Source organism: Thalassospira lohafexi, assembly GCF_002844275.1.
In the GTDB taxonomy this organism is placed as follows: Bacteria; Pseudomonadota; Alphaproteobacteria; order Rhodospirillales; family Thalassospiraceae; genus Thalassospira; species Thalassospira lohafexi.
Window position 1 is genome coordinate 1 of record NZ_NXGX01000011.1, and the last position, 18,642, is coordinate 18,642.

At 49.8% G+C, this 18,642-nt stretch carries 18 protein-coding genes; 11 read left to right on the top strand and 7 right to left on the bottom strand.

The window, feature by feature from the left end; translation table 11 throughout:
- The first annotated feature begins 315 nt into the window (after positions 1 to 315).
- From COO92_RS20040 to COO92_RS20095, 11 genes are all read left to right on the top strand, one after another.
- The gene (locus COO92_RS20040; RefSeq protein ID WP_101304738.1) at positions 316 to 1,407 is read left to right on the top strand and encodes a helix-turn-helix domain-containing protein; all 1,092 of its coding nucleotides are present in this window, start codon (positions 316 to 318) and stop codon (positions 1,405 to 1,407) included.
- The gene (locus COO92_RS20045; RefSeq protein ID WP_101304739.1) at positions 1,400 to 1,960 is read left to right on the top strand and encodes a hypothetical protein; all 561 of its coding nucleotides are present in this window, start codon (positions 1,400 to 1,402) and stop codon (positions 1,958 to 1,960) included. The genes COO92_RS20040 and COO92_RS20045 overlap by 8 nt, the downstream gene beginning before the upstream one ends.
- Positions 1,953 to 2,687, top strand: a complete 735-nt coding sequence (locus tag COO92_RS20050) for a SprT-like domain-containing protein (protein ID WP_198413568.1) — start codon at positions 1,953 to 1,955, stop codon at positions 2,685 to 2,687. Before COO92_RS20045 ends, COO92_RS20050 begins: the two co-directional genes overlap by 8 nt.
- Positions 2,684 to 3,298: a thermonuclease family protein gene (locus tag COO92_RS20055; protein ID WP_101304740.1), complete on the top strand. Its 615-nt coding sequence runs from the start codon at positions 2,684 to 2,686 to the stop codon at positions 3,296 to 3,298. The genes COO92_RS20050 and COO92_RS20055 overlap by 4 nt, the downstream gene beginning before the upstream one ends.
- 172 nt (positions 3,299 to 3,470) lie before the next feature.
- Positions 3,471 to 3,917 (top strand): ProQ/FINO family protein, encoded by a 447-nt coding sequence (locus COO92_RS20060; RefSeq protein WP_158246497.1) that lies wholly within the window; start codon positions 3,471 to 3,473, stop codon positions 3,915 to 3,917.
- Between the two features lie 52 nt (positions 3,918 to 3,969).
- Positions 3,970 to 4,599 (top strand): division plane positioning ATPase MipZ, encoded by a 630-nt coding sequence (locus COO92_RS20065; protein WP_101304742.1) that lies wholly within the window; start codon positions 3,970 to 3,972, stop codon positions 4,597 to 4,599.
- Positions 4,599 to 4,880 carry a hypothetical protein gene (locus COO92_RS20070; RefSeq protein WP_101304743.1) on the top strand — a complete coding sequence of 94 codons (282 nt, stop codon included), beginning with the start codon at positions 4,599 to 4,601 and terminating at the stop codon, positions 4,878 to 4,880. Before COO92_RS20065 ends, COO92_RS20070 begins: the two co-directional genes overlap by 1 nt.
- A gap of 39 nt (positions 4,881 to 4,919) precedes the next feature.
- Complete coding sequence (locus tag COO92_RS20075; protein ID WP_101304744.1) at positions 4,920 to 5,342, top strand: hypothetical protein; 423 nt, start codon at positions 4,920 to 4,922, stop codon at positions 5,340 to 5,342.
- A gap of 289 nt (positions 5,343 to 5,631) precedes the next feature.
- On the top strand, positions 5,632 to 5,958 hold the full coding sequence (locus tag COO92_RS20080) for an XRE family transcriptional regulator (RefSeq protein ID WP_198413569.1): 327 nt from the start codon (positions 5,632 to 5,634) through the stop codon (positions 5,956 to 5,958).
- 70 nt (positions 5,959 to 6,028) lie between these two features.
- Positions 6,029 to 9,079 (top strand): HsdM family class I SAM-dependent methyltransferase, encoded by a 3,051-nt coding sequence (locus tag COO92_RS20090; protein WP_165792415.1) that lies wholly within the window; start codon positions 6,029 to 6,031, stop codon positions 9,077 to 9,079.
- Complete coding sequence (locus COO92_RS20095) at positions 9,076 to 9,786, top strand: hypothetical protein (protein ID WP_101304745.1); 711 nt, start codon at positions 9,076 to 9,078, stop codon at positions 9,784 to 9,786. Before COO92_RS20090 ends, COO92_RS20095 begins: the two co-directional genes overlap by 4 nt.
- 40 nt (positions 9,787 to 9,826) lie before the next feature.
- On the opposite strand, the gene COO92_RS20100 is transcribed toward COO92_RS20095, so the two are convergent.
- From COO92_RS20100 to COO92_RS20130, 7 genes are all read right to left on the bottom strand, one after another.
- Positions 9,827 to 11,023, bottom strand: a complete 1,197-nt coding sequence (locus COO92_RS20100) for a Y-family DNA polymerase (RefSeq protein WP_338063627.1) — start codon at positions 11,021 to 11,023, stop codon at positions 9,827 to 9,829.
- Between the two features lie 404 nt (positions 11,024 to 11,427).
- Positions 11,428 to 13,815, bottom strand: a complete 2,388-nt coding sequence (locus COO92_RS20105) for a heavy metal translocating P-type ATPase (protein WP_101304747.1) — start codon at positions 13,813 to 13,815, stop codon at positions 11,428 to 11,430.
- 42 nt (positions 13,816 to 13,857) lie between these two features.
- A complete protein-coding gene (locus tag COO92_RS20110; protein WP_101304748.1) occupies positions 13,858 to 15,195 on the bottom strand; it encodes an APC family permease in 1,338 nt (445 codons plus the stop codon).
- Positions 15,196 to 15,202: 7 nt separating this feature from the next.
- A complete protein-coding gene (locus COO92_RS20115; protein ID WP_101304749.1) occupies positions 15,203 to 15,652 on the bottom strand; it encodes a c-type cytochrome in 450 nt (149 codons plus the stop codon).
- A gap of 109 nt (positions 15,653 to 15,761) precedes the next feature.
- The gene (locus COO92_RS20120) at positions 15,762 to 16,097 is read right to left on the bottom strand and encodes a YHS domain-containing protein (RefSeq protein ID WP_064789705.1); all 336 of its coding nucleotides are present in this window, start codon (positions 16,095 to 16,097) and stop codon (positions 15,762 to 15,764) included.
- A gap of 550 nt (positions 16,098 to 16,647) precedes the next feature.
- On the bottom strand, positions 16,648 to 17,847 hold the full coding sequence (locus COO92_RS20125; protein WP_022733250.1) for an ABC transporter ATP-binding protein: 1,200 nt from the start codon (positions 17,845 to 17,847) through the stop codon (positions 16,648 to 16,650).
- Positions 17,848 to 17,917: 70 nt separating this feature from the next.
- Positions 17,918 to 18,640, bottom strand: coding sequence for a copper resistance protein B (locus tag COO92_RS20130; RefSeq protein WP_022733249.1), 723 nt, complete (start codon positions 18,638 to 18,640; stop codon positions 17,918 to 17,920).
- Between the last annotated feature and the right edge of the window lie 2 nt (positions 18,641 to 18,642).

Sequence of the window (18,642 nt, forward strand, 5' to 3'; positions counted from 1 at the left end):
GTTGGTTCAAATCCAACCCCCGCAACCAGTTTTCTCTTCCTTGGCAAGTCTTAGATATAGACTCCAAGGATTCTACCGACAAGAGAAAAATGTTCGCAGGTGTCGCCCTCTAATTGGAGGCGGCACTTACGAGGTAAATTTCCCCAAAGATTTCAATAGCTTATAAAAGCAAAAAACCCGTCGGCTGCAACCAACGGGTATTTGAAAGGCTTAAACTGCCCACGTGAAATATGGGTTTCAGTTTAGGCAACGGGACCGCTATGTCAAGCGCAAAAGCGCCAAAACATTGCGATTTTATGCCTTTGCCGATAAAAAATGACGACGAACGAATCCATAACTGACAATGACGCCAGAATGGACGAGATCCAGTTTACGGGTATCGCCGCAAGGACAGATACTTATGAAGACCTTTTGCGGCTCGCAGATAGCTTTGGTGGTGCCCGTGAAGTAACAACGGCCTCCGTTGTCGGGCTTGTTTCCCGCGCAATTGCACAACGATCACCCTGCCTCACAGATCTTTCCGTCAGATTGCTGGTTGTCCTGATTGAACACGTCTATGATGAAAAGGCGTGGCGATCTGGTCGGCTCACAGTGTTCCCCGGTAACAGACGGCTGGCTGAAATTACCGGCAAGAATGAACGCTCAATCCGCCGAGCCCTTTCTCTTCTTGAGGCCAACCACTGGATAATACGACGTTACACCGAAACAAACACAAGAGCGTCTGGTAATGCGGGCATCGATCTAAGACCAGTGGCGGCACGCCTATACGAACTTCGCCAGGCGGAAAATTTCCTTGATGAGAAGATTGAAGCTGCACGGGAATACAAACGTCAGGAACGAGATGATTTGGCGCGAATGGAAGCGCAGCAGAAACCCGTTTCAGAGACACAGAAAGAGCATAAAGAGCATAAAGAGTCCGGGGGGGCGGACACATCTGTCCACCATAAATCCTACAAGCTAAATCCCGGTTCTACGAACCTTGTACAAAGCGGGGCTTCGCAAGCGACGCTTGGGCATGGATCGAACAGTTCGTTTAATGACATCGATGTGGATACTGAGATCCTGTTCTTGATGGTTCAGTCATCCCCTACTCTTCAAAAACAGCTCACAGCAGCAGAACTTTGCGAATTGGTCGGGCCGGAGCCGTCTGGAGCCGCAATCCAGTCTGTGGTTTCCGCCGTTCGGTGGATATTGACCAATCAGGTCAAGCTCAGGCCGGCTGTCTGGCGCGTGGCGCTTGACAAGCATGGATGGGCAGCGCTCGCGGCCGTTGTCGTTGCTGTTGACCGGCAGGGTGTTCGAGATCCGGCCAGCTATCTGTATTCCATGCTCAAAGCAGCTCGCTTGCGTGACACGGTTCGCCATAGCCTTCGTGCCCTGGAACGTCAGGAGGGCGGTTATGCTTGAGTTGGCTTCAAACTCTCAACGACAGGCTGAAACACTTGCTGATCGCACTGCCATGTTCCGGGCCAAAGCTCGCGCTCTTTCCCGGTTGCGGCGCTGGAATGGTGCGAGTGACATTACCGTTGCACAGCATTTGGTCGATGCCTGCGACCGCGCCCCCTTGGAAGTCAAAAGTTACATCCTTTTGCATGACATTGAGGAAGACGAAACCGGGGATCTGATCACGCCGATCAAGAACCGGATGCGTGAGCTTGGTATTTGGGTCGAGTTTGAAACCCATGTCGTCATGCCCATCCGTCGCAAGTTCACGTTGGCGGCCGGACTTGAATGGCCATGCCCGCATGCGATCCTCGAACAGATTGAAGATATCGATCAGCGTTTGAAGGCAACCGAATACCGGGATGCCGTGGACCATTTGGTTGTCGAGGATTTCTGCCCGGGCGATGTGCTGCCATATCCAGAATTCATGTTGCCCTGGAGCCCGCAGAAGGCCGAAGCGCAATTCATGGACCGGGCAATTCGCTATCTCCCTGCGTTGGGAGGTGGCAATGGGTAACATTCATCCCATCAGTGTCCCGACGCCAACAGTCGAAACCTACGGCGAGCTTCAGACCGCTTTCGATCACTTCAACCGGACGATATTCGGCGGGAAGCTGCCCGCTTGCCTCATCACGCTTCAGAGAAACAAGCGAACCTTTGGCTATTACTCCTATGAACGGTTCGTTTGCGGCAGCACAGGTGAGCTTACTGATGAAATTGCCATGAATCCGAGCTATTTCGTCGCCCGGCCTATTCGTGTGACCCTATCCACCCTTGTTCATGAAATGGCGCACCAATGGCAATTCCATTTCGGCAAGCCCGGGCGGCGTGGTTATCATAACCATGAATGGGCTGATTTCATGGAGCAGATTGGCTTGATGCCGAGCAATACAGGTGAACCGGGCGGGCGTCGTGTCGGTGAACAGATGACCCATTACATCATAGATGATGGGCCATTTGACCGTGCGTGCGCGGATCTGTTGACGACTGAATATACCTTGTCCTGGTTCGACCGCTTCCCGCCAGTAGAACCCGAAGACGTTGACCTTGGCGAGCTATCCCGCAAATCCGCTGTGGCTGCCATTCATCAGGTCACCACTGAAAACAAATCAAATCGCGCCAAGTATCGTTGCCCGTCATGCTCTGCCCAGGTCTGGGGCAAACCCGGTCTCAAAGTGCATTGCGGTGAAGAGACATGTAATGGCGTGGCATATCAGCCCGTTGGTACAGTGGGGACAGTATGAGTGATGCACTGATAACAGCCATCAAAACCGGCAACATTTTGCCGGTGGCATTCCGATTTTCTTTCACTTCGAAGTCTGTCATCCAGAAGCATTGGCCCCGGATGTTAATATTGGACTGGTTTGCGATAAGGACTACAACAATACTAAAAAAGTACCGATACAATATTGGTTCGATATTTATCTCATTCTCCATCCATCCCGTCTTTGAGGCGAGCGCTATTGAGTGTTTTCAATGGCCCTTGCGTGAAAGTCGGGGTGCCTACGCCTATGATGGCGATACGATCTACATCCGAATGCCCGGTCTACCTTCTGTGATTGCCGACATGTCAGTTCGGGTAGGTGGCGTTGATACACCGGAGATCCGTGGGCAATGTGAAGCAGAGAAAGGGCAGGCCATACAAGCGCGAGAACGTGTGCGCAGCCTTCTTGATCATGCAATTCAATCCAACATTTCGGTTCAGTTCTGTGATCCCAAGTGGGGGCGTTATGGCGGACGCGTTGTCGCATGGGTCGCAATCGGGGATGCCTGGCTACATGACATCTTGATCAATGAGGGACTTGCGCTTCCCTACGATGGCGGCATGCGCGAAGGCTGGTGCAATGCCTCATAACCGCGGACTAAAAAATACTTTTTCAGTATCAAATTAATGCTTGTCTCAAGCGACAATATTAGATATAAATAAATACTGTTTAAGTTTTTTATTAGTATAATTTTAGTATTAAATAAATATTTAGTTAGTATCGTTTGAGTTAAGTTTTTAGATAACAGGAGCGGAGGAGAAGGTGAACGACAAAAGGAAGTTTGGCGGCAATCTCTGGTCAGCAGAGCGCAAGATCCTGGCGCGGGCCTTTGAATTGAAGGCCGCACAGGAACTGCAATCTCTCCTGATCGAGAAGATCGCGATCTTGCCTGAAACATCGTCCGATCAAATCAAGCCTTTCCAGATCGGTGCCCACGACCTTTTTCGTGCCATGGCAAGTTCGGAAACCTCGCTTGCTGATTTGAAGGTCGCATTGAGGCGCTATACCGGTGCAACCGGATACCAGATGGCCATAGGCCTTGATGAAAGTGTTCGCTACCGTTTGGACGGTTCAGTTGATGCCCCTGTGTCAGATGACAATCGCGAACATGCGCGTACCATCGTTAAACGGCGATTTGCAAAGATGCGTCAAAGCCATGTTGGGGCGAAAGATACTCAGGTACGAGAACGCGCCAACTCAGGTACATGAAAAATATTTTACCGATACTGATTATGTATTGATTTAATTCAGGAGCAATGCTGTGATTGTCTTGTTTGGAAGCCGCAAGGGTGGTTGTGGAAAATCGACGACGGCGGTTAATGTTTGTGCCGCTCTCGCACACCGTGGGAATGATGTCGTGCTGGTGGATGCCGACCCTCTAAGCACTGCTGCAAAATGGGTTCTGGATCGGGATGAAAACCCCGACCTTCCCAAAGTCCACTGCGTTCAGAAATATGACAATATCCGGGACACTCTGGTCGATATGAACAATCGATACGAGTATGTGATTGTTGATGCACCGGGGAAAGACAGTCGGGAGCTTCGCACAGGAATGACAGCGGCTCATAAGCTGATCGTACCTTTCAAGCCCTCGAATGCGGACCTGGATACTTTGGGCGAACTGCAAAAAATCATTGTTGAAGCACGGGATTTCAATCCTGGGCTTGAAGTCCATGGTCTTATGGCGATGGTTCCCACCAATCCAGTCATTCGTGAACGTGAAGAGGCTCGTGAATATCTGGCAGACTTTCCCGAAATCGAGTTGCTTGCCGAGGTCATCTGTGAGCGCAAGGTTTATCGGGATGCCCTTCCGGAGGGTCGTAGTGTCGTCGAGATGGACAACCCCAAGGCAGCTTCCGAGATCAATGCTCTGATACAAAGGATATTTTGATGGTCAAGCGACGTGAGCAGAAAAACTCGGAGATACCTAACGTTGATCCCAAGCGGGTTGAAGAATTTGCAAGCCGGGTGGATGAAGGTGCCAAGCCCGGCCGGATGGGGCGGCCGCCAAAAGCCCCAGGCATGAAACGTGATTACAAGGCGATCAGCTTACCATTCAACCAAGCGGAGTGGGAGCTTCTGGAGGAAGCAGCCGAGAAGTCTGGGCGTTCCAAGAACAACTTCATTCGCTGGGCTATAGCCAAGGCGGCGGACGATTTATTCGGGGAATAATCGAATTTTGTTCAGGTGCAACCAAGAGGAGTAATTTTAATGCACGCCCTTAAAAAGTCCCTAATCGTTTTGGCTTTCGTGACCAGTTCCGCTTATGCAAATGAGCTTCCGGAGAAGACGTTTCCTATCACAGATACTTACGCCGTAAAACCTGCCGGGGACGGTTGGGCACATGATACCTGCAACATCCACAAAGGGGACTCTGTTGTTCTCCTGGGGCATGCGGAAGAATTCGGTTACCTGATGACTTATGAAAGCGAGATGGTCCTACCAGAAGAGCTCAACAACGGATGCCAGCACGGTCAGGATGTATGGCTAACACCTGATCAGTACAAAACTGTCCAGCAGGCTCGTGAGGATGCTGGACGTGCAGCCCGCCAACAGGCTGAATATGATCGAATTCGACAGAAGAATAGCAACGCTTCATCAGGAGCATGTCTTCTTGACAATTCATGTGACTAACCAGCCATATTCATAATTGGAGTTGAGCTCGAATATGCTTGTAGCAATCTCCGTAAAGTGATCTATCCATTACAATGTTATACGTCTCTCCAGTCTTGCTTCGGAACCGTCAACAGTTGCAGGTTCGGTCTGCTCTAGGCCAATGAAAAAAGCGTCAGTTCACGCACGGATCTACCGAGTGGATTGATGTTCTGGTGCTTGGTGCCCTAGTAGATCCGGATCCCGTCGCTTCACCCTCCCCCTGTCTCGTACATGTTTATTTGATTGCTCCACATGATTCTATGTGTGAATGTACATAAAATTATGTGTTCAGGGCTTTGATGCAATGGTTTATGAAAAGTTTCTCCACGATCTCGCGCGAGCAGGCCTAAGCGTCAGGGCGTTTGCCGAATTAATTGGAATGAACCCTAATTCTGTTTCAAATTACGCCCGTTCAGGTGTGGTTCCTGACCATTTGGCGATCATTGCAGCACTCGTGGCTGAGATGGGCGTTAATGGGCTCGATTTCCAAGGGCTGTTGGCGAAGGTGGAACTAACCGCTAAAAAGCCTCGCGGCCGAGCAAAGTCCGGCCAGTTCGGGGGCGACCGGCAGGTGCCACTGGATCTTGACGAATGATAACGTTCTATTCTCTCTTGCAATATCGAGCTAACCATTTGGGTTGGCTACTCTGGTTCGAGGCAGAACTATGATCGGTATGATCAATATCCTTGATGATCTGGGCGCTGATCGCGACGGCATTCGTCTATTCCACAATCCGGCGCCAGAGTTGCTTGCCTATTCGACAATTCTCATGGCTCGCGAGAGTGACGACGATTTACGCCTGGTTGAAGGTGTTTATGAGTGGCAAGGGTGCCCGTTAGTATTCCTTGTAGATGGCGACCGGCTAAACGGAGACCTTGAGCAGCTTAAGCGAATTCGACGGATTCTCGCCATGCGAGGTGATGCGCCATACCTCGGAGTGGTTTTCCCAGGAAGGTTGGATGTATATCGGATCGCACTAGATCGCCATGCTCTTTCTAAGGTGCGCGTTGATGCCGGCGTCTCCGATGATGAAACTTGGCTTACCTTGCCGCGCTTGGCGAACCTGCGCCCGGCTGCTGAAGTCAATGATAGGACGTGGATCACCGGCGTCATTCTGAAATTACTTGATCAAGCTATATCGTCTCTCAAAGCCGATGCCGACCTTTCGGGTGAGGACGCGATATCATTGGTCGGACGGGCGCTCTTCATGCGTTTTCTTGCTGATCGCGGTTTACTGCCTTCAGCTAAGGATATTACGGGGAGGTATACGTCGGTCAACGAAGCTAGCCCTGAAGAACATGAGCTGTTCGACCAACCAGATTTAGTGCGCCTCTCTTGTTTGTGGCTAGATAAGACCTTCAACGGTGAGCTGCTCCCGTTGTCAAATGCAGTGTTTCCGAAACTTACCTTGGAAGCATGTCATGTGCTTGGTAATATTCTGCGGCGCGCTGAGGGTGGCCAACTGTCACTGGGATGGAGAGAACAGTGGGATAATCTGGATTTCTCACACATTCCGGTCGGTGTGCTTAGCCAAGCTTATGAGTATTATCTGCGAAAGCATGCCCCAAAGAAGCAACAGCAGGAGGGAGGCTTTTATACTCCTCATCCGATTGCCAATTTGATGGTTTCGGCGGCGTTTCGTGGATTGGATAGTCAGGGCATTTCTGCCGCCGCGCGGATATTGGACCCCGCAGCCGGCGCAGGCGTTTTTCTGCTTGCGGCGTTTCGTGAGTTAGTTGCTGCGCGTTGGAGATCCGACGGTCAAAGACCTGGCACGACGGCGCTCCGCGAAATCCTTTATGGTCAAGTCCGAGGGTTTGACATCAACGAAGAAGCGTTGCGTTTTTGCGCTCTTGGTCTCTACTTGCTTTCAATTGAACTCGACCCCAATCCTCGACCGGTGGACAAGCTACACTTCGACGATTTGCGCGGGGTCGTTTTGCATCGTCCAATCGACACCACTGATATTGATCGCCCCGAAGCAAAGCAACTGGGTAGCCTCGGCCCACTAATTAGTAAGGAGCATGATGGTCAGTACGACCTAGTGATTGGGAACCCACCGTGGGCCAGTGCGACCGGACTGGAAGACTGGAGGCTCCTGCTTGCGGAAGTTCACGATATCGCTCGAAGCAGAGGCCTAGCCGATATCGCTCCTCCTTCTTTGCCCAACGCAGTTCTTGATTTACCGTTTGTCTGGCGAGCAATGCGTTGGGCAAAGCCTGATGCTCAAATCATATTTGCACTACATGCGCGCTTCCTCTTCCAGCAAGGGGATGGTATGCCGCTTGCCAGACAGAGCCTCTTGGAAGCGATTGATGTGACATCGATCATCAACGGCTCTGAGCTACGCCGGACAAAGGTCTGGCCGAGCATTTCGGCTCCGTTTTGCCTCCTCTTTGCCGTTAACCGACCTTCGCATACAGCGTCCGGATTTCGGATGCTTACCCCTCGCTATGAAAAGAGCTTCAATAACGCCGGAGTAATGCGGATCGACGCGGCTAACGCATACGTTGTGCGTCCACAAGACCTGCGGGAGCGTCCGGAAACACTGAAGATCCTATTTCGCGGTAGTGAGGCTGATCTTTCGCTAATTGATAGGGTGAGGCGAGGCAGTTTCACGAAGCTAAGCCGCTATTGGCAGGAGTTATGTGACGGGGAGCTTGCCAGTGGAAACGGCTACCAAAAAATTCGAGATAGTAGCAAGAGGCAGGATGATGGAAATATCGGTGAGGACGCTACTCCAATGCATGGGCTTCCTCATCTTGATGACGTGTCGTCAGCGACCTTAGTCATTGACCCCTCACGGCTTCCGGCTTTTGGTGCGAAGCGCCTTCATCGTGCGCGAGATAGAGCGATCTATAACGGACCGATCTTGCTCGTTCGCAAATCTCCGCCAGCCAAGCTACAGAGGATACAGGTGTCAGTCTGCGATCAAGACATTGTATTCAATGAGAGCTGGTATGGGTTTAGTGCCAAGGGAGCTGATAAAGCTTCTTTGTTGACTCGCTATCTTGCACTTGTACTTGGTAGTCGCGTCGCGCTTTGGATATCTCTGATTACCAGTGGCGAATTCGGCTTTGAACGTGAGGTTGTTGAGAAATCCATCCTTGAGGAGGTCATGATTCCTCCGTTTGAAACACTTTCGCAGGATAAGGTGCGGGAGGTGCGCGACCTTTTTGCTCGGTTGGAAGAAGAGGGCGGTGATGTTTGGCCAGACGTCGATGTTTGGGTCGCAAAACTGTATGGGTTGGGCGAACGGGACGTGACCATTATCGAAGATACGTTGCGGTTCAATCTCCCTTATGCCTCAAATCGGGAGTTGGCACAGAGCGAACCTTCAATCGACCAGATCGAAAACTATTGTCGAACGCTGGAGGCCGAACTCGCCAGATTTGCACAACGCTTCGAATGTACTGTTCGTGTAGACTATGCTCCTACTCGACAATCGTCCCCTTGGCACGTGCTTAACATTTCTACGTCCCGCGACACTGAAACTGAAAACCAGATGGTGAGTTCACTTGCCGAGATTCGTACTCTTACCGCAGTTGCTGATCGCACCAGTGCGACTGAAATAATCATGGACAACGGCAAGCATCGCTTAGCTATTTTGATCCTTGCTCAATCCCGATACTGGAGCGAAACACAAGCACGCCTTGCTGCCCAGCGTATAATCTGGTCAAGACCGGAGTTGTTTACGGAGCTTCCTGCGGTATGAGCAGAACGCCCTCGATGTTGCAAGATCATTTGTCAGAATTGATCCGCGGGCAAGAGTTGCCGCTGCCGGCACTTGATCACTTGCATGTTGAAGTCATCCTAGAACTACTGCAGAACGCCTATACTGGCATCAAAGCGGACTACCATGCGGCAGTCTCCAGCGGCGAAGAGAAACATCTAAACAGTTTAATGGTTGATCGCTTGAACCATCTAGTAGGCGAGAACTCTTTGGCCAGTCTGTTGGTTAGGTCGGTTTCTCGTGGTACGGAAACGAAGAATTACGACGCAACCCGTTTTGAGATGCGGCCTGATATCCAGATTTCCCTGACGAGCCGGCAGCACTTGTTTCCGTTGATTGTTGAATGCAAGCTCATCCATATAGCGAAGGGAAAGACAGTTGACCTCTATTGCCGGGATGGTTTAGCTCGGTTTACAACTGGCGACTACGCTTGGACTAATCAGGAGGCCCTGATGCTAGCCTACGTCAGGGACGGGGTTTCTACCACCAGCCACCTAAGTCCATTTCTCGAGGCGGCAACGCGACGTTCACCACCTGAGTATGCAGTGGTGTCACTACCACAAAAATGCGCGGTCTCATTGCCTGATGCCGCCCGATCCGAGCATGGGCGCTACTTCAAATATGTGCATGGTGGCCAAGGTGGCAAATTACCAGGGGATATTGCTGTGTGGCACTTATGGGTTAGCTAAAAAAAGCAGGTAGAAACGGTGTTATAAGGCTAACAGGTGTCTAACGGATTACAGGAATGTCACGCCATCTGGTCGTATAGCATGGTGACCGATTGCTGGAAGTCATAAACCAGTCCAGACCATTCGCTCGGGGCCTTCTACCAATTGTCACAACCTCCTTCCCAAATCTTCCCTCAAGCTGATCAATCGCTTTCATCAAGCTGTTGTTCGTTTGACATTGCCCTGTGAAAAGGTCTCTTGGTGCATCCTGCGGATTGCACAAACCTAGCATTAGAATGCCGGCTTTTTTCACTTCCAACCCGTCAGTCCAGATCCGCTGCATGTTTTGGCCAACTAAGTTATTCATGGTCCTGGTATCATTAGTGGCCGGTGTCAGAGTCAGTTCAAAACCACGGGAGAACTGTGGTCGATTTATCTTGAATCTGTTGCTTAGAATGAAGAGTTGAAACCTGCGTGCGACTAAATTCATACGACGAAGCTTCGAGCACGCTCGACCAGCAAAAGAGATCAAAGCTTCTCTCAGCATTTCCCTGTCGTTAATCTCTTTCCCAAAGGAGCGGGACACAGAAACGGTTTCCCGCGAGGCTGGGCTGTCATCGAGATCGATACAGCGAATGCCGCGCAGTTCGCGCACGGTTTTCAGGCCGCCGACCGTCATCATGTTCCGTGCGGCTGTATCAGGCATATCGCGAAGTTGGAGGGCAGAGGTAACGCCGATGGTCGAGAGCTTGAGGGCGAACTTTCGCCCAACTCCCCAAACGTCGCCTGCCTCAGTGCGCTCCAGGGCGAGGTCAATCGATTTCTGATCATTGAGGACAACCACGCCTTTTGCCTTGGGGGATTTCTTTGCCAAGCGGTTTGCTAGTTTCGCCAGCGTTTTTGTGGTCGATATGCCGATCCCGACAGGTATCCCGGTTTCGCGCAGAATCTTCGCTTTCAGGTCCCGTGCCCATCGATCATGATCAATGGGCATTTTGTCCAAGTCGATGAAAATTTCATCAATCGAATAGATTGCGCTGTCCGGCACCTCGTTTGCTATGAGCGTCATCACCCGTCGGCTGATATCGCCATAAAGCGCATAGTTGCTGGATTTGACGATCACGTCATGCCGACGTACCAGGTTGCGGATCTGGAACAGAGGTTGCCCCATCTTGATCCCCAACTCCTTTGCTTCAGGGCTTCGTGCAATCGTACATCCGTCCTTGCTTACATTACATTTAATATAGTTCGTTATTATTCAGAGATCTGATTTAAAAGAGTAAATACAAATATATTATTATTTTTGTTCACACAAAAACTGTTCAGTCAAATTGTATAGGCGGTTAGAAGATAAATGCATCAACACTGACTCGATGAAAATAGATTGGCCAATTGATGATGATCGCATGTATGTAACCCTACAATGTAAATATACAGGATTGCATCTATCGGTGCGTAAACTCGAAATTATCAAGGTGAAAATAGATTTCTGGCTACCAAGTGTAAAAAGTCGACAGATGAGTTTTGGGAACGGATCAGAAGATATTTAAAGTTCTGAGTGCTGGTTGGTATGTCATTTAAAATGGGCGAGGGGCGAACTGTCCTGTATTAAAGTCAGCCTTGTCTGGTTCACCCCTCGCCCAATCAGTCAATATTGGGATGCTAGTAACTTGCTCGACGTAACCTCAGTGCATTCGCAATGACTGATACCGAGGATAAGCTCATGGCTGCAGCTGCAAACATTGGTGAGATGAGAATGCCAAAGAACGGATAGAGCAGACCCGCAGCAACAGGCACACCGGCTGCGTTATAGACCATCGCAAAGAAGAGGTTTTGCCGGATATTGCGCATCGTTGCTTCCGAGAGTTCTCGGGCTCTAACAATCCCGCTCAAGTCACCTTTGACGAGGGTGAAACCAGCACTTTCAATTGCAACATCAGCGCCCGTACCCATCGCAATTCCGACATCAGCCTGAGCAAGAGCAGGGGCGTCGTTGACGCCATCACCTGCCATGGCTACCTGATGGCCTTCAGCCTTGAGTTCCATAATTAAATTGGCTTTGTCTTCTGGGGAGACATCGGCCCGAATCTCGTCAATGGAAAGTTTATTGCCAACGGATTTTGCTGTTCGTTGGTTGTCACCGGTTGCCATGACGATTCTGAAGCCTTGCTTCTTGAGCGCCTTTAAAGCCTCCAACGTCGTGTCCTTGATCGGATCGGCTACGGAAATGAGCCCGGCAATTCTTCCATCAATAACGACATGCATTACCGTCTCCCCCATATCTCGCCGATCATTTGCTGTTTTATCAACAGCAGAATGATCGATATTGAGAGTCTGAAGGAGTTTACTATTACCTAGGGCAACCGACTTGCCATCCACCTTTCCGGTGACGCCCTGACCGGTTACAGCTTCAAAGTCCTCTGCCTTATCAAGGGACAAGCCGCGCTCCTGAGCAGCACTAACAATGGCGTCAGCCAATGGATGTTCGGATCCTTTTTCGAGCGCCGCAGCGACAGAGAGAACTTCCTCCTCCTGATAGTCTGATTGAGCGATTACACCTGCTAGTTTCGGTTTACCCTCTGTCAAAGTCCCGGTTTTATCGACGATGAGCACATCGACCTTCGCTAATCGCTCCAGGGCCTCTGCATTTTTAATGAGCACACCAATTTGCGCACCACGACCGGTAGCGGTCATGATTGACATTGGTGTTGCCAAACCAAGAGCGCAAGGACACGCAATGATCAGAACAGCGACTGCTGCGACAAGCCCGTATGACAATGACGGATCTGGTCCCCAGATGGCCCAAGCGACGAAGGCAACTAAAGCAACCAGGATAACAGCAGGCACAAACTTGCCTGCAACCGTGTCTGCAACCTTTTGGATTGGCGCTTTGCTTCGCTGAGCATTAGAGACCATATCAACGATTTGGCTCAAGACAGTATCTTTGCCAACCCGTTTGGCTTGGATAATCAGGCTGCCATTCCCGTTGATTGTTGCTCCGGTTACATCATCATCTGGATTCTTTTCAATTGGAACGGGTTCACCCGAGATCATGGATTCATCAACTGACGATCGTCCTTCAACGACAACGCCATCGACAGGTATCTTGTCACCTGGACGAACTCTCAAGCTCATTCCGACGGTCACATCTTCAAGAGGAACTTCCCGTTCAGAACCATCATCTTCAATAATGCGGGCTGTTTTTGCAGCAAGACCCAATAACGCCTTGATTGCCGAACCGGTTCGTTCCCGAGCCCCCAATTCCAACAGTTGGCCAAGAAGCACAAGTACAACGATGACAGCTGCAGCTTCGAAGTACACACCGACATGTCCCTGTGCATCTCTGAATCCATCAGGAAAAATGTCAGGAGAAATCACTGCGACGACGCTAAATATATAAGCTGCGCTAACACCCATCCCGATCAATGTGAACATGTTGAGAGAACGGTTCACCACAGAATTCCATCCACGAACCATGAAAGGGAAGCCAGACCACAGGACGACAGGCGTTCCAAGAATTAACTCAACCCAAAGAGTAACGCGTTCTCCAATCATTTCCCGGATGAAACCCAAACCAACAAAGGGCCCCATCGTTAGGACAATCAGCGGCACCGTAAGAGCTGCGCCTAACCAGAATCTCTTTTTGAAATCCTGAATCTCGGGGTTTGGTTCGTCATTTTCTGTTGGTATATCCATCGGTTCCAGTGCCATTCCGCAGATCGGACAGGAACCAGGTCCGGATCGTATGATCTCTGGATGCATCGGGCAGGTGTAGCGGCGAGAAGCGGATGACGAAGCGCTGTTTGCAGCAGATGTCTCTTCTTCTGCGGACAATACACTTTCAGGAGCGCTATCGAAATTTCCCTTACATTTTTGGGAACAGAAATAATATGTCTCACTGCCGTACCGCGAGTGTGGCGTATCGGAATCCACAGTGACCGACATACCGCAAACAGGATCGGTTGCATGTTCTGCTTGATCGGACGTTCGTTGATTATGCTGGTGCTTCTTATGATGATGCTGGTGCTTCTTATGATGATGCTCAGACATGGTCTGCTTCCTGCTGTTATGCCTCAATGTCACTGCGGTTTATCAATGTCCTGAGTGATCGTGACTGTGCGCCTTGGCCGACTGGTTTATCCAATTTGACAGGAACCAACGTTCAAAAATGAACACAGAAACAATCATCAAGGTTGCAATGAGAACAATGGATGGGTCGCTTTGCAATTTCATGCCGGCGAAAACGAGCAATACGATGATGTCAAAGACAATCGCTGTAAGCATAACAAAGCCGCGTGCACCTATTTCCTGCCGTAGATACTTAAAGCATCCCCAGTGGATGAGCACATCCATGACGAGATAGAAAAACACTCCAAGTGAAGCGATCCGGCTTAAATCAAAAAAGATTGTCAACAGCGCTGCCACGACAACCGTGTAAACAAGCGTGTGGTCTTTAATTGAACCTGACATTCCAAAATGACTGTGTGGGATCATCTCCATGTCGGTCAGCATGGCGAGCATTCTTGAGACAGCAAACACGCTTGCAAGCAAACCGGAGGCCGTCGCAACGACTGCGAGTAGCACAGTCAGATAAAATCCGGTGGGGCCCAATGCAGGTGCTGCGGCTTCGGCAAGGGCATAGTCTTTGGCTTTTATGAGTTCATCCAAGCTGAGGCTTGAGCCAACAGCGAGCGCCACGAGAATATATACGACAACACAAATCAGGATTGAGTACGTGATCGCACGGCCAACATTCTTGTGTGGGTTCACGATTTCAGCACCGCTGTTTGTGATCGTAGTGAACCCTTTGAAGGCTAGAATTGAAAGAGCAATTGATGCAACAAAACCGGCTAATGGAAAGCTCGCGCTGTCGGTTGATGAGGGTTCGAATGAATATCCGCCAACCCACAGAGCTGCAATCGCGAACAACGCAATTCCACCGATCTTCAATGCGGCCATGACCATCGAAAGCAGGCCAACCGATTTGTTGCCTGCTCTGTTGACAGCATATGCAAAAATGATCAGGCAGACACCCAAGACCGGTATAAGAACTTCAAGCTCTGTCAAGTCAAATGCGCGCAAGACATAGGTTCCGAATGTTCTTGCCACCAAACTCTCGTTGATAACCATCGAAAAGGCCATCAGTAATGCTGCGCCACCTGCTATGGCTCCTGACCCGTATGCTTTTTGAAGGATCATTCCGATCCCACCCGCGGACGGGAAAGCATTTGACATCTTTATATATGTATATGCGCTAAAAGCAGTGACAAGTGCGCCAAATAGGAACGACAACGGGAACCACTTTCCTGCAAGTTCGGCAATTTGTCCCGTTAAAGCAAAAATTCCTGCCCCGATCATAACACCGGTGCCCATGGATATCGCGCCAACGAGCGAGATACTGTTTTTCTTGTATTCTGATTGATGATCCATCCCTGCCTCACATTTGGTGTTTTTGGTACGCGATGCCGTTTGCTTCCTGTAGCTCACGTACGTAACGAATGATCCGTGATACCTGTTCCGAACTTACCTGAGGTTGGGGCGGCATATCGCCGAAGGGCCAGTGATGTTGTTTCGCCCCGTTTCCAACAGCAAGGTAGAATGCGCGGTCTGAATGATGACCCGGATTGTAGATCCGGTGTATCAGCGGCGGACCTTGTTCTGTGCCGCTTGCATTGCGTCCGTGGCAGACAACACAGTTCATATCGAAAAGCTGCTTTCCTACCATTGCTTCCTTGCTGAAACTGGGTAATGCAATCCCACTATCAGTCAGCTCAATATCTTTGATGTCATCTTTCCCGGGCAGAAACGAATTCAGGGTCATGGCGATGATCCCTACTGCGAAAAAACCGATGACCAGGTACTTTAACCAATTGATTTCTTTTTTCATTTCCTTCTGGCCTTTGTTTTATGCGTATACATCGAGTAGTCGAAGAAACGTCAGACAATGCGAACTAAGCAACCTTGGTCAGGTTGCTGCTGCCTATGATTTCGCTGAACTAGCCTTGCGATACATGAGTTTTTCGGGTGATTGCGCTGCCACCGACATAATTGTCTGGTGACGCTTCAAATGCTGAACGGCAGGTGTCTGAACAGAAGTAAAATACGTCGCCGCTATGAATGGTTGTTTTGGCGATGCGCGGGTCGACAGTTTTATGACAAACCGGGTCAACGGCGGAATGAGGGTGCTCCCATCGGATTGCCTCAGCATGACCGTCCGCTTGTTTCTTATTGTGGGTGTGCTTTTTGTGGCCAAACATGTGAGCACCGCAACCAAAGCGCATCATCAATATGATGAAGGCTCCCCAAAGCAACCAACTGAGAATATTTTCCATTTCTCTTTGCCATCCCATAAATACCTTTAAGTCCGACTGTTTTGTATGAAAACAGCATGGTGCCGAATACCGACGCTCAATCTGTATGCAAGCCATCGGCACGCGCAGAAATCAGAACAGTTATTCGCTATTTGTTTGGGAGGATCAGAATATGGGAGGTTGGAAAATCCATGACCGAGATACCGGTTGAAGGGACATTTCTTCTATCCCGTTCTGTACAGGAGAAAACTCGGAAATCGGTAGGATAATCTCGGTAAGGACCGCTGATGTGGAGTGACAAGAAACCTGAGGGCAGCACGAAGTCAGATCATGTTGGTGATCAATGTCGAAATCACTGATTTCTGCAGAATGCGCAGGAAAGGAGCCACTGGACGCGACTGCAATATGGGGAGCAAGCATTATAGTACTGATCCCGACAAGCAGGATCAGTACGGCGCGTATAAGTGCTTGCTGTGCATTCATTGATCAAATTCCCTCTGGGCAGAAGGTAACACATATGCCCCTGAATATCGAGTTACGTTGACCTACCTCAACTATGGGTAAGTTTTTTTTACCCTGCTTCAGATAGAACCGTTACATCTGCAAACTGATTGTCCGTAATCTCGATTTCCTTGGAGATGTAAGGTTTGATTTCGGAGTATCTGACATGAGCATCGGCTTGCGCCTGATAGTAACGAAAGAGCTCTTTGAGCGGAGCGCCCATGTCTTTGTATGCAGTTAATACTGCGATTAGTGCTCCGAGCGTGAGGTCGCCCTTTATCACCAGATACCCCCCTATTGTGTAAAAGAAGAACGGCGTCATCTGAGATATAAAGTTGTTTAAAGACTTCATGGCGAACTTGTTTTTGTGGATAGAAAGACGAAGATCGTGAAGTCGTTTGTACGACCCGTAAATATCCCGAGCACTTGGCTGGTGGTCGTTTGAGATATTCCCGATCTTCTCCCCGAGAACCCTGACTTCTTTCAGCCGCGTTCGAGACAAAGCATTAATTTTCTTTTGAAATCTGGGAATGACAAAAATCTGAAGCGGCAACAGTGCTGTTGCGGCGATGCCCAAGACCAAATCTTGCACGAGCATGAAAGCCAGAATAGTCAGGAACGTGCCACCTTGTAACAAAGGTAATACAATGGACTCCGATGCATACCCAGCTACGGGCTCTACCTCCTGAACAATAACCGGAATTAATTCCCCGCCTCTGGGGGACGGCTTTCGAAAGCTGAATTTTGAGATGTCGAGCCGCAGGCGGCGTGACATGTGTTCTGCCAACGCACCGGATTGCAAATTGACCTGGTATTTCAATCCACCATGTAAGCCAATTGCCAAGAGGAACAGCATGCATAGTGCAAGCAACGTCTGCGTCTGTGACAGTTCTATACCCATATACATAATTGGGAAGTGTCCGGACTCTATGGCGTTGTTGATGATTAGCTTCGGTAGTTCGAGACTCATGTAAAGTGCCGGTAGTGACGTTATTGCCAGCAGGCCCAGTTTTAGCTGTCGTTTCCATGATGCTCTGAATATGTACTGCAGGAGCGGTGTTCCGTTCTTTGAGAAGGATTTTTGAGCCTGCCACGCAAGAACAGATTTGCGGCGTTTTAAAAGCCTGTATCCCGTTGCACTGAGAATAATAATAAGTGCAACCGGAACCCCAAACACAACCAAATGGAAGACAAAATGAACCCACCAGTGTGCATCGCTTGATATGTAGTGCGTTAAACGGTGCCCCATATCGTGGACGATTTCCATCATCTGTGTCAGGTTCCTTCAAAAGGTTCGATAAAAACAGACAGGGAGGAAAATCCTCCCTGTCATATGAAGCTTAGAAAAGAAGGCGGAGACCGGTCACGAGGTAAGTTGCTTCGTAATCCTCGCCGTCGTCTTTTGCAAAGTCTGCGGTTTTGCCAAGTTTGCGTTCATAGGCAACCCCAATGTATGGTGCAACGGCTCGGTCGATTAGATCATAGCTAAGCCGCAGTCCGATTTCTGCGCTTGAAAACCCGCGCCCGACCTCAATTTCGCGATCCTCAGAGAATGCTGCATTCAGCTCAAGCGAAGGCGTGAGGATTAAACGATTGGTCAACAAGCCTTCGTACTCAACATCAAGTCGCGCACTACCGTCTCCGGTTTCGCTGACAAACAGGTCAGCGTCGACTTCAAACCATTGAGGAGCAAGCCCCATGATACCAACCGTTCCATACCAACGATCTGTTGTGCTTGGCGTATCCAGACGAATACCGGCCTTGGCATCAAAGAAGTCACTGATTGGTGTTTGCAGGACCAGCCTGTTCTCGAAGTTTTCGTAAAGGTCGTTTTTGAGATCACGCTCGCCTTCGCCTTGCCAGCGCAGCTTCAACTCATCGGTTCCGACAAATGCGTCACCATCCCAAACAAAGAGATTTTCGTCTTCATCACCTGATCGGTATTCAAACTGCTCCATTTGAATGCCATAGAAGATGTGATTGTCTGCTTTGGCAGTGAACGAGAAGGACAGGATCGTGGCAAGAACACCACCACCAATCGCGGCCAAAGTTAGGGTTTTCATTG

Coding starts and splice junctions, on each gene's coding strand:
- COO92_RS20070 (WP_101304743.1), top strand. CDS start 4,599: ATGGTCAAGCGACGTGAGCAGAAAAACTCGGAGATACCTAACGTTGAT.
- COO92_RS20050 (WP_198413568.1), top strand. CDS start 1,953: ATGGGTAACATTCATCCCATCAGTGTCCCGACGCCAACAGTCGAAACC.
- COO92_RS20115 (WP_101304749.1), bottom strand. CDS start 15,652: ATGAAAAAAGAAATCAATTGGTTAAAGTACCTGGTCATCGGTTTTTTC.
- COO92_RS20080 (WP_198413569.1), top strand. CDS start 5,632: ATGTACATAAAATTATGTGTTCAGGGCTTTGATGCAATGGTTTATGAA.
- COO92_RS20105 (WP_101304747.1), bottom strand. CDS start 13,815: ATGTCTGAGCATCATCATAAGAAGCACCAGCATCATCATAAGAAGCAC.
- COO92_RS20095 (WP_101304745.1), top strand. CDS start 9,076: ATGAGCAGAACGCCCTCGATGTTGCAAGATCATTTGTCAGAATTGATC.
- COO92_RS20040 (WP_101304738.1), top strand. CDS start 316: ATGACGACGAACGAATCCATAACTGACAATGACGCCAGAATGGACGAG.
- COO92_RS20110 (WP_101304748.1), bottom strand. CDS start 15,195: ATGGATCATCAATCAGAATACAAGAAAAACAGTATCTCGCTCGTTGGC.
- COO92_RS20055 (WP_101304740.1), top strand. CDS start 2,684: ATGAGTGATGCACTGATAACAGCCATCAAAACCGGCAACATTTTGCCG.
- COO92_RS20090 (WP_165792415.1), top strand. CDS start 6,029: ATGATCGGTATGATCAATATCCTTGATGATCTGGGCGCTGATCGCGAC.
- COO92_RS20125 (WP_022733250.1), bottom strand. CDS start 17,847: ATGATGGAAATCGTCCACGATATGGGGCACCGTTTAACGCACTACATA.
- COO92_RS20075 (WP_101304744.1), top strand. CDS start 4,920: ATGCACGCCCTTAAAAAGTCCCTAATCGTTTTGGCTTTCGTGACCAGT.
- COO92_RS20120 (WP_064789705.1), bottom strand. CDS start 16,097: ATGGAAAATATTCTCAGTTGGTTGCTTTGGGGAGCCTTCATCATATTG.
- COO92_RS20045 (WP_101304739.1), top strand. CDS start 1,400: ATGCTTGAGTTGGCTTCAAACTCTCAACGACAGGCTGAAACACTTGCT.
- COO92_RS20130 (WP_022733249.1), bottom strand. CDS start 18,640: ATGAAAACCCTAACTTTGGCCGCGATTGGTGGTGGTGTTCTTGCCACG.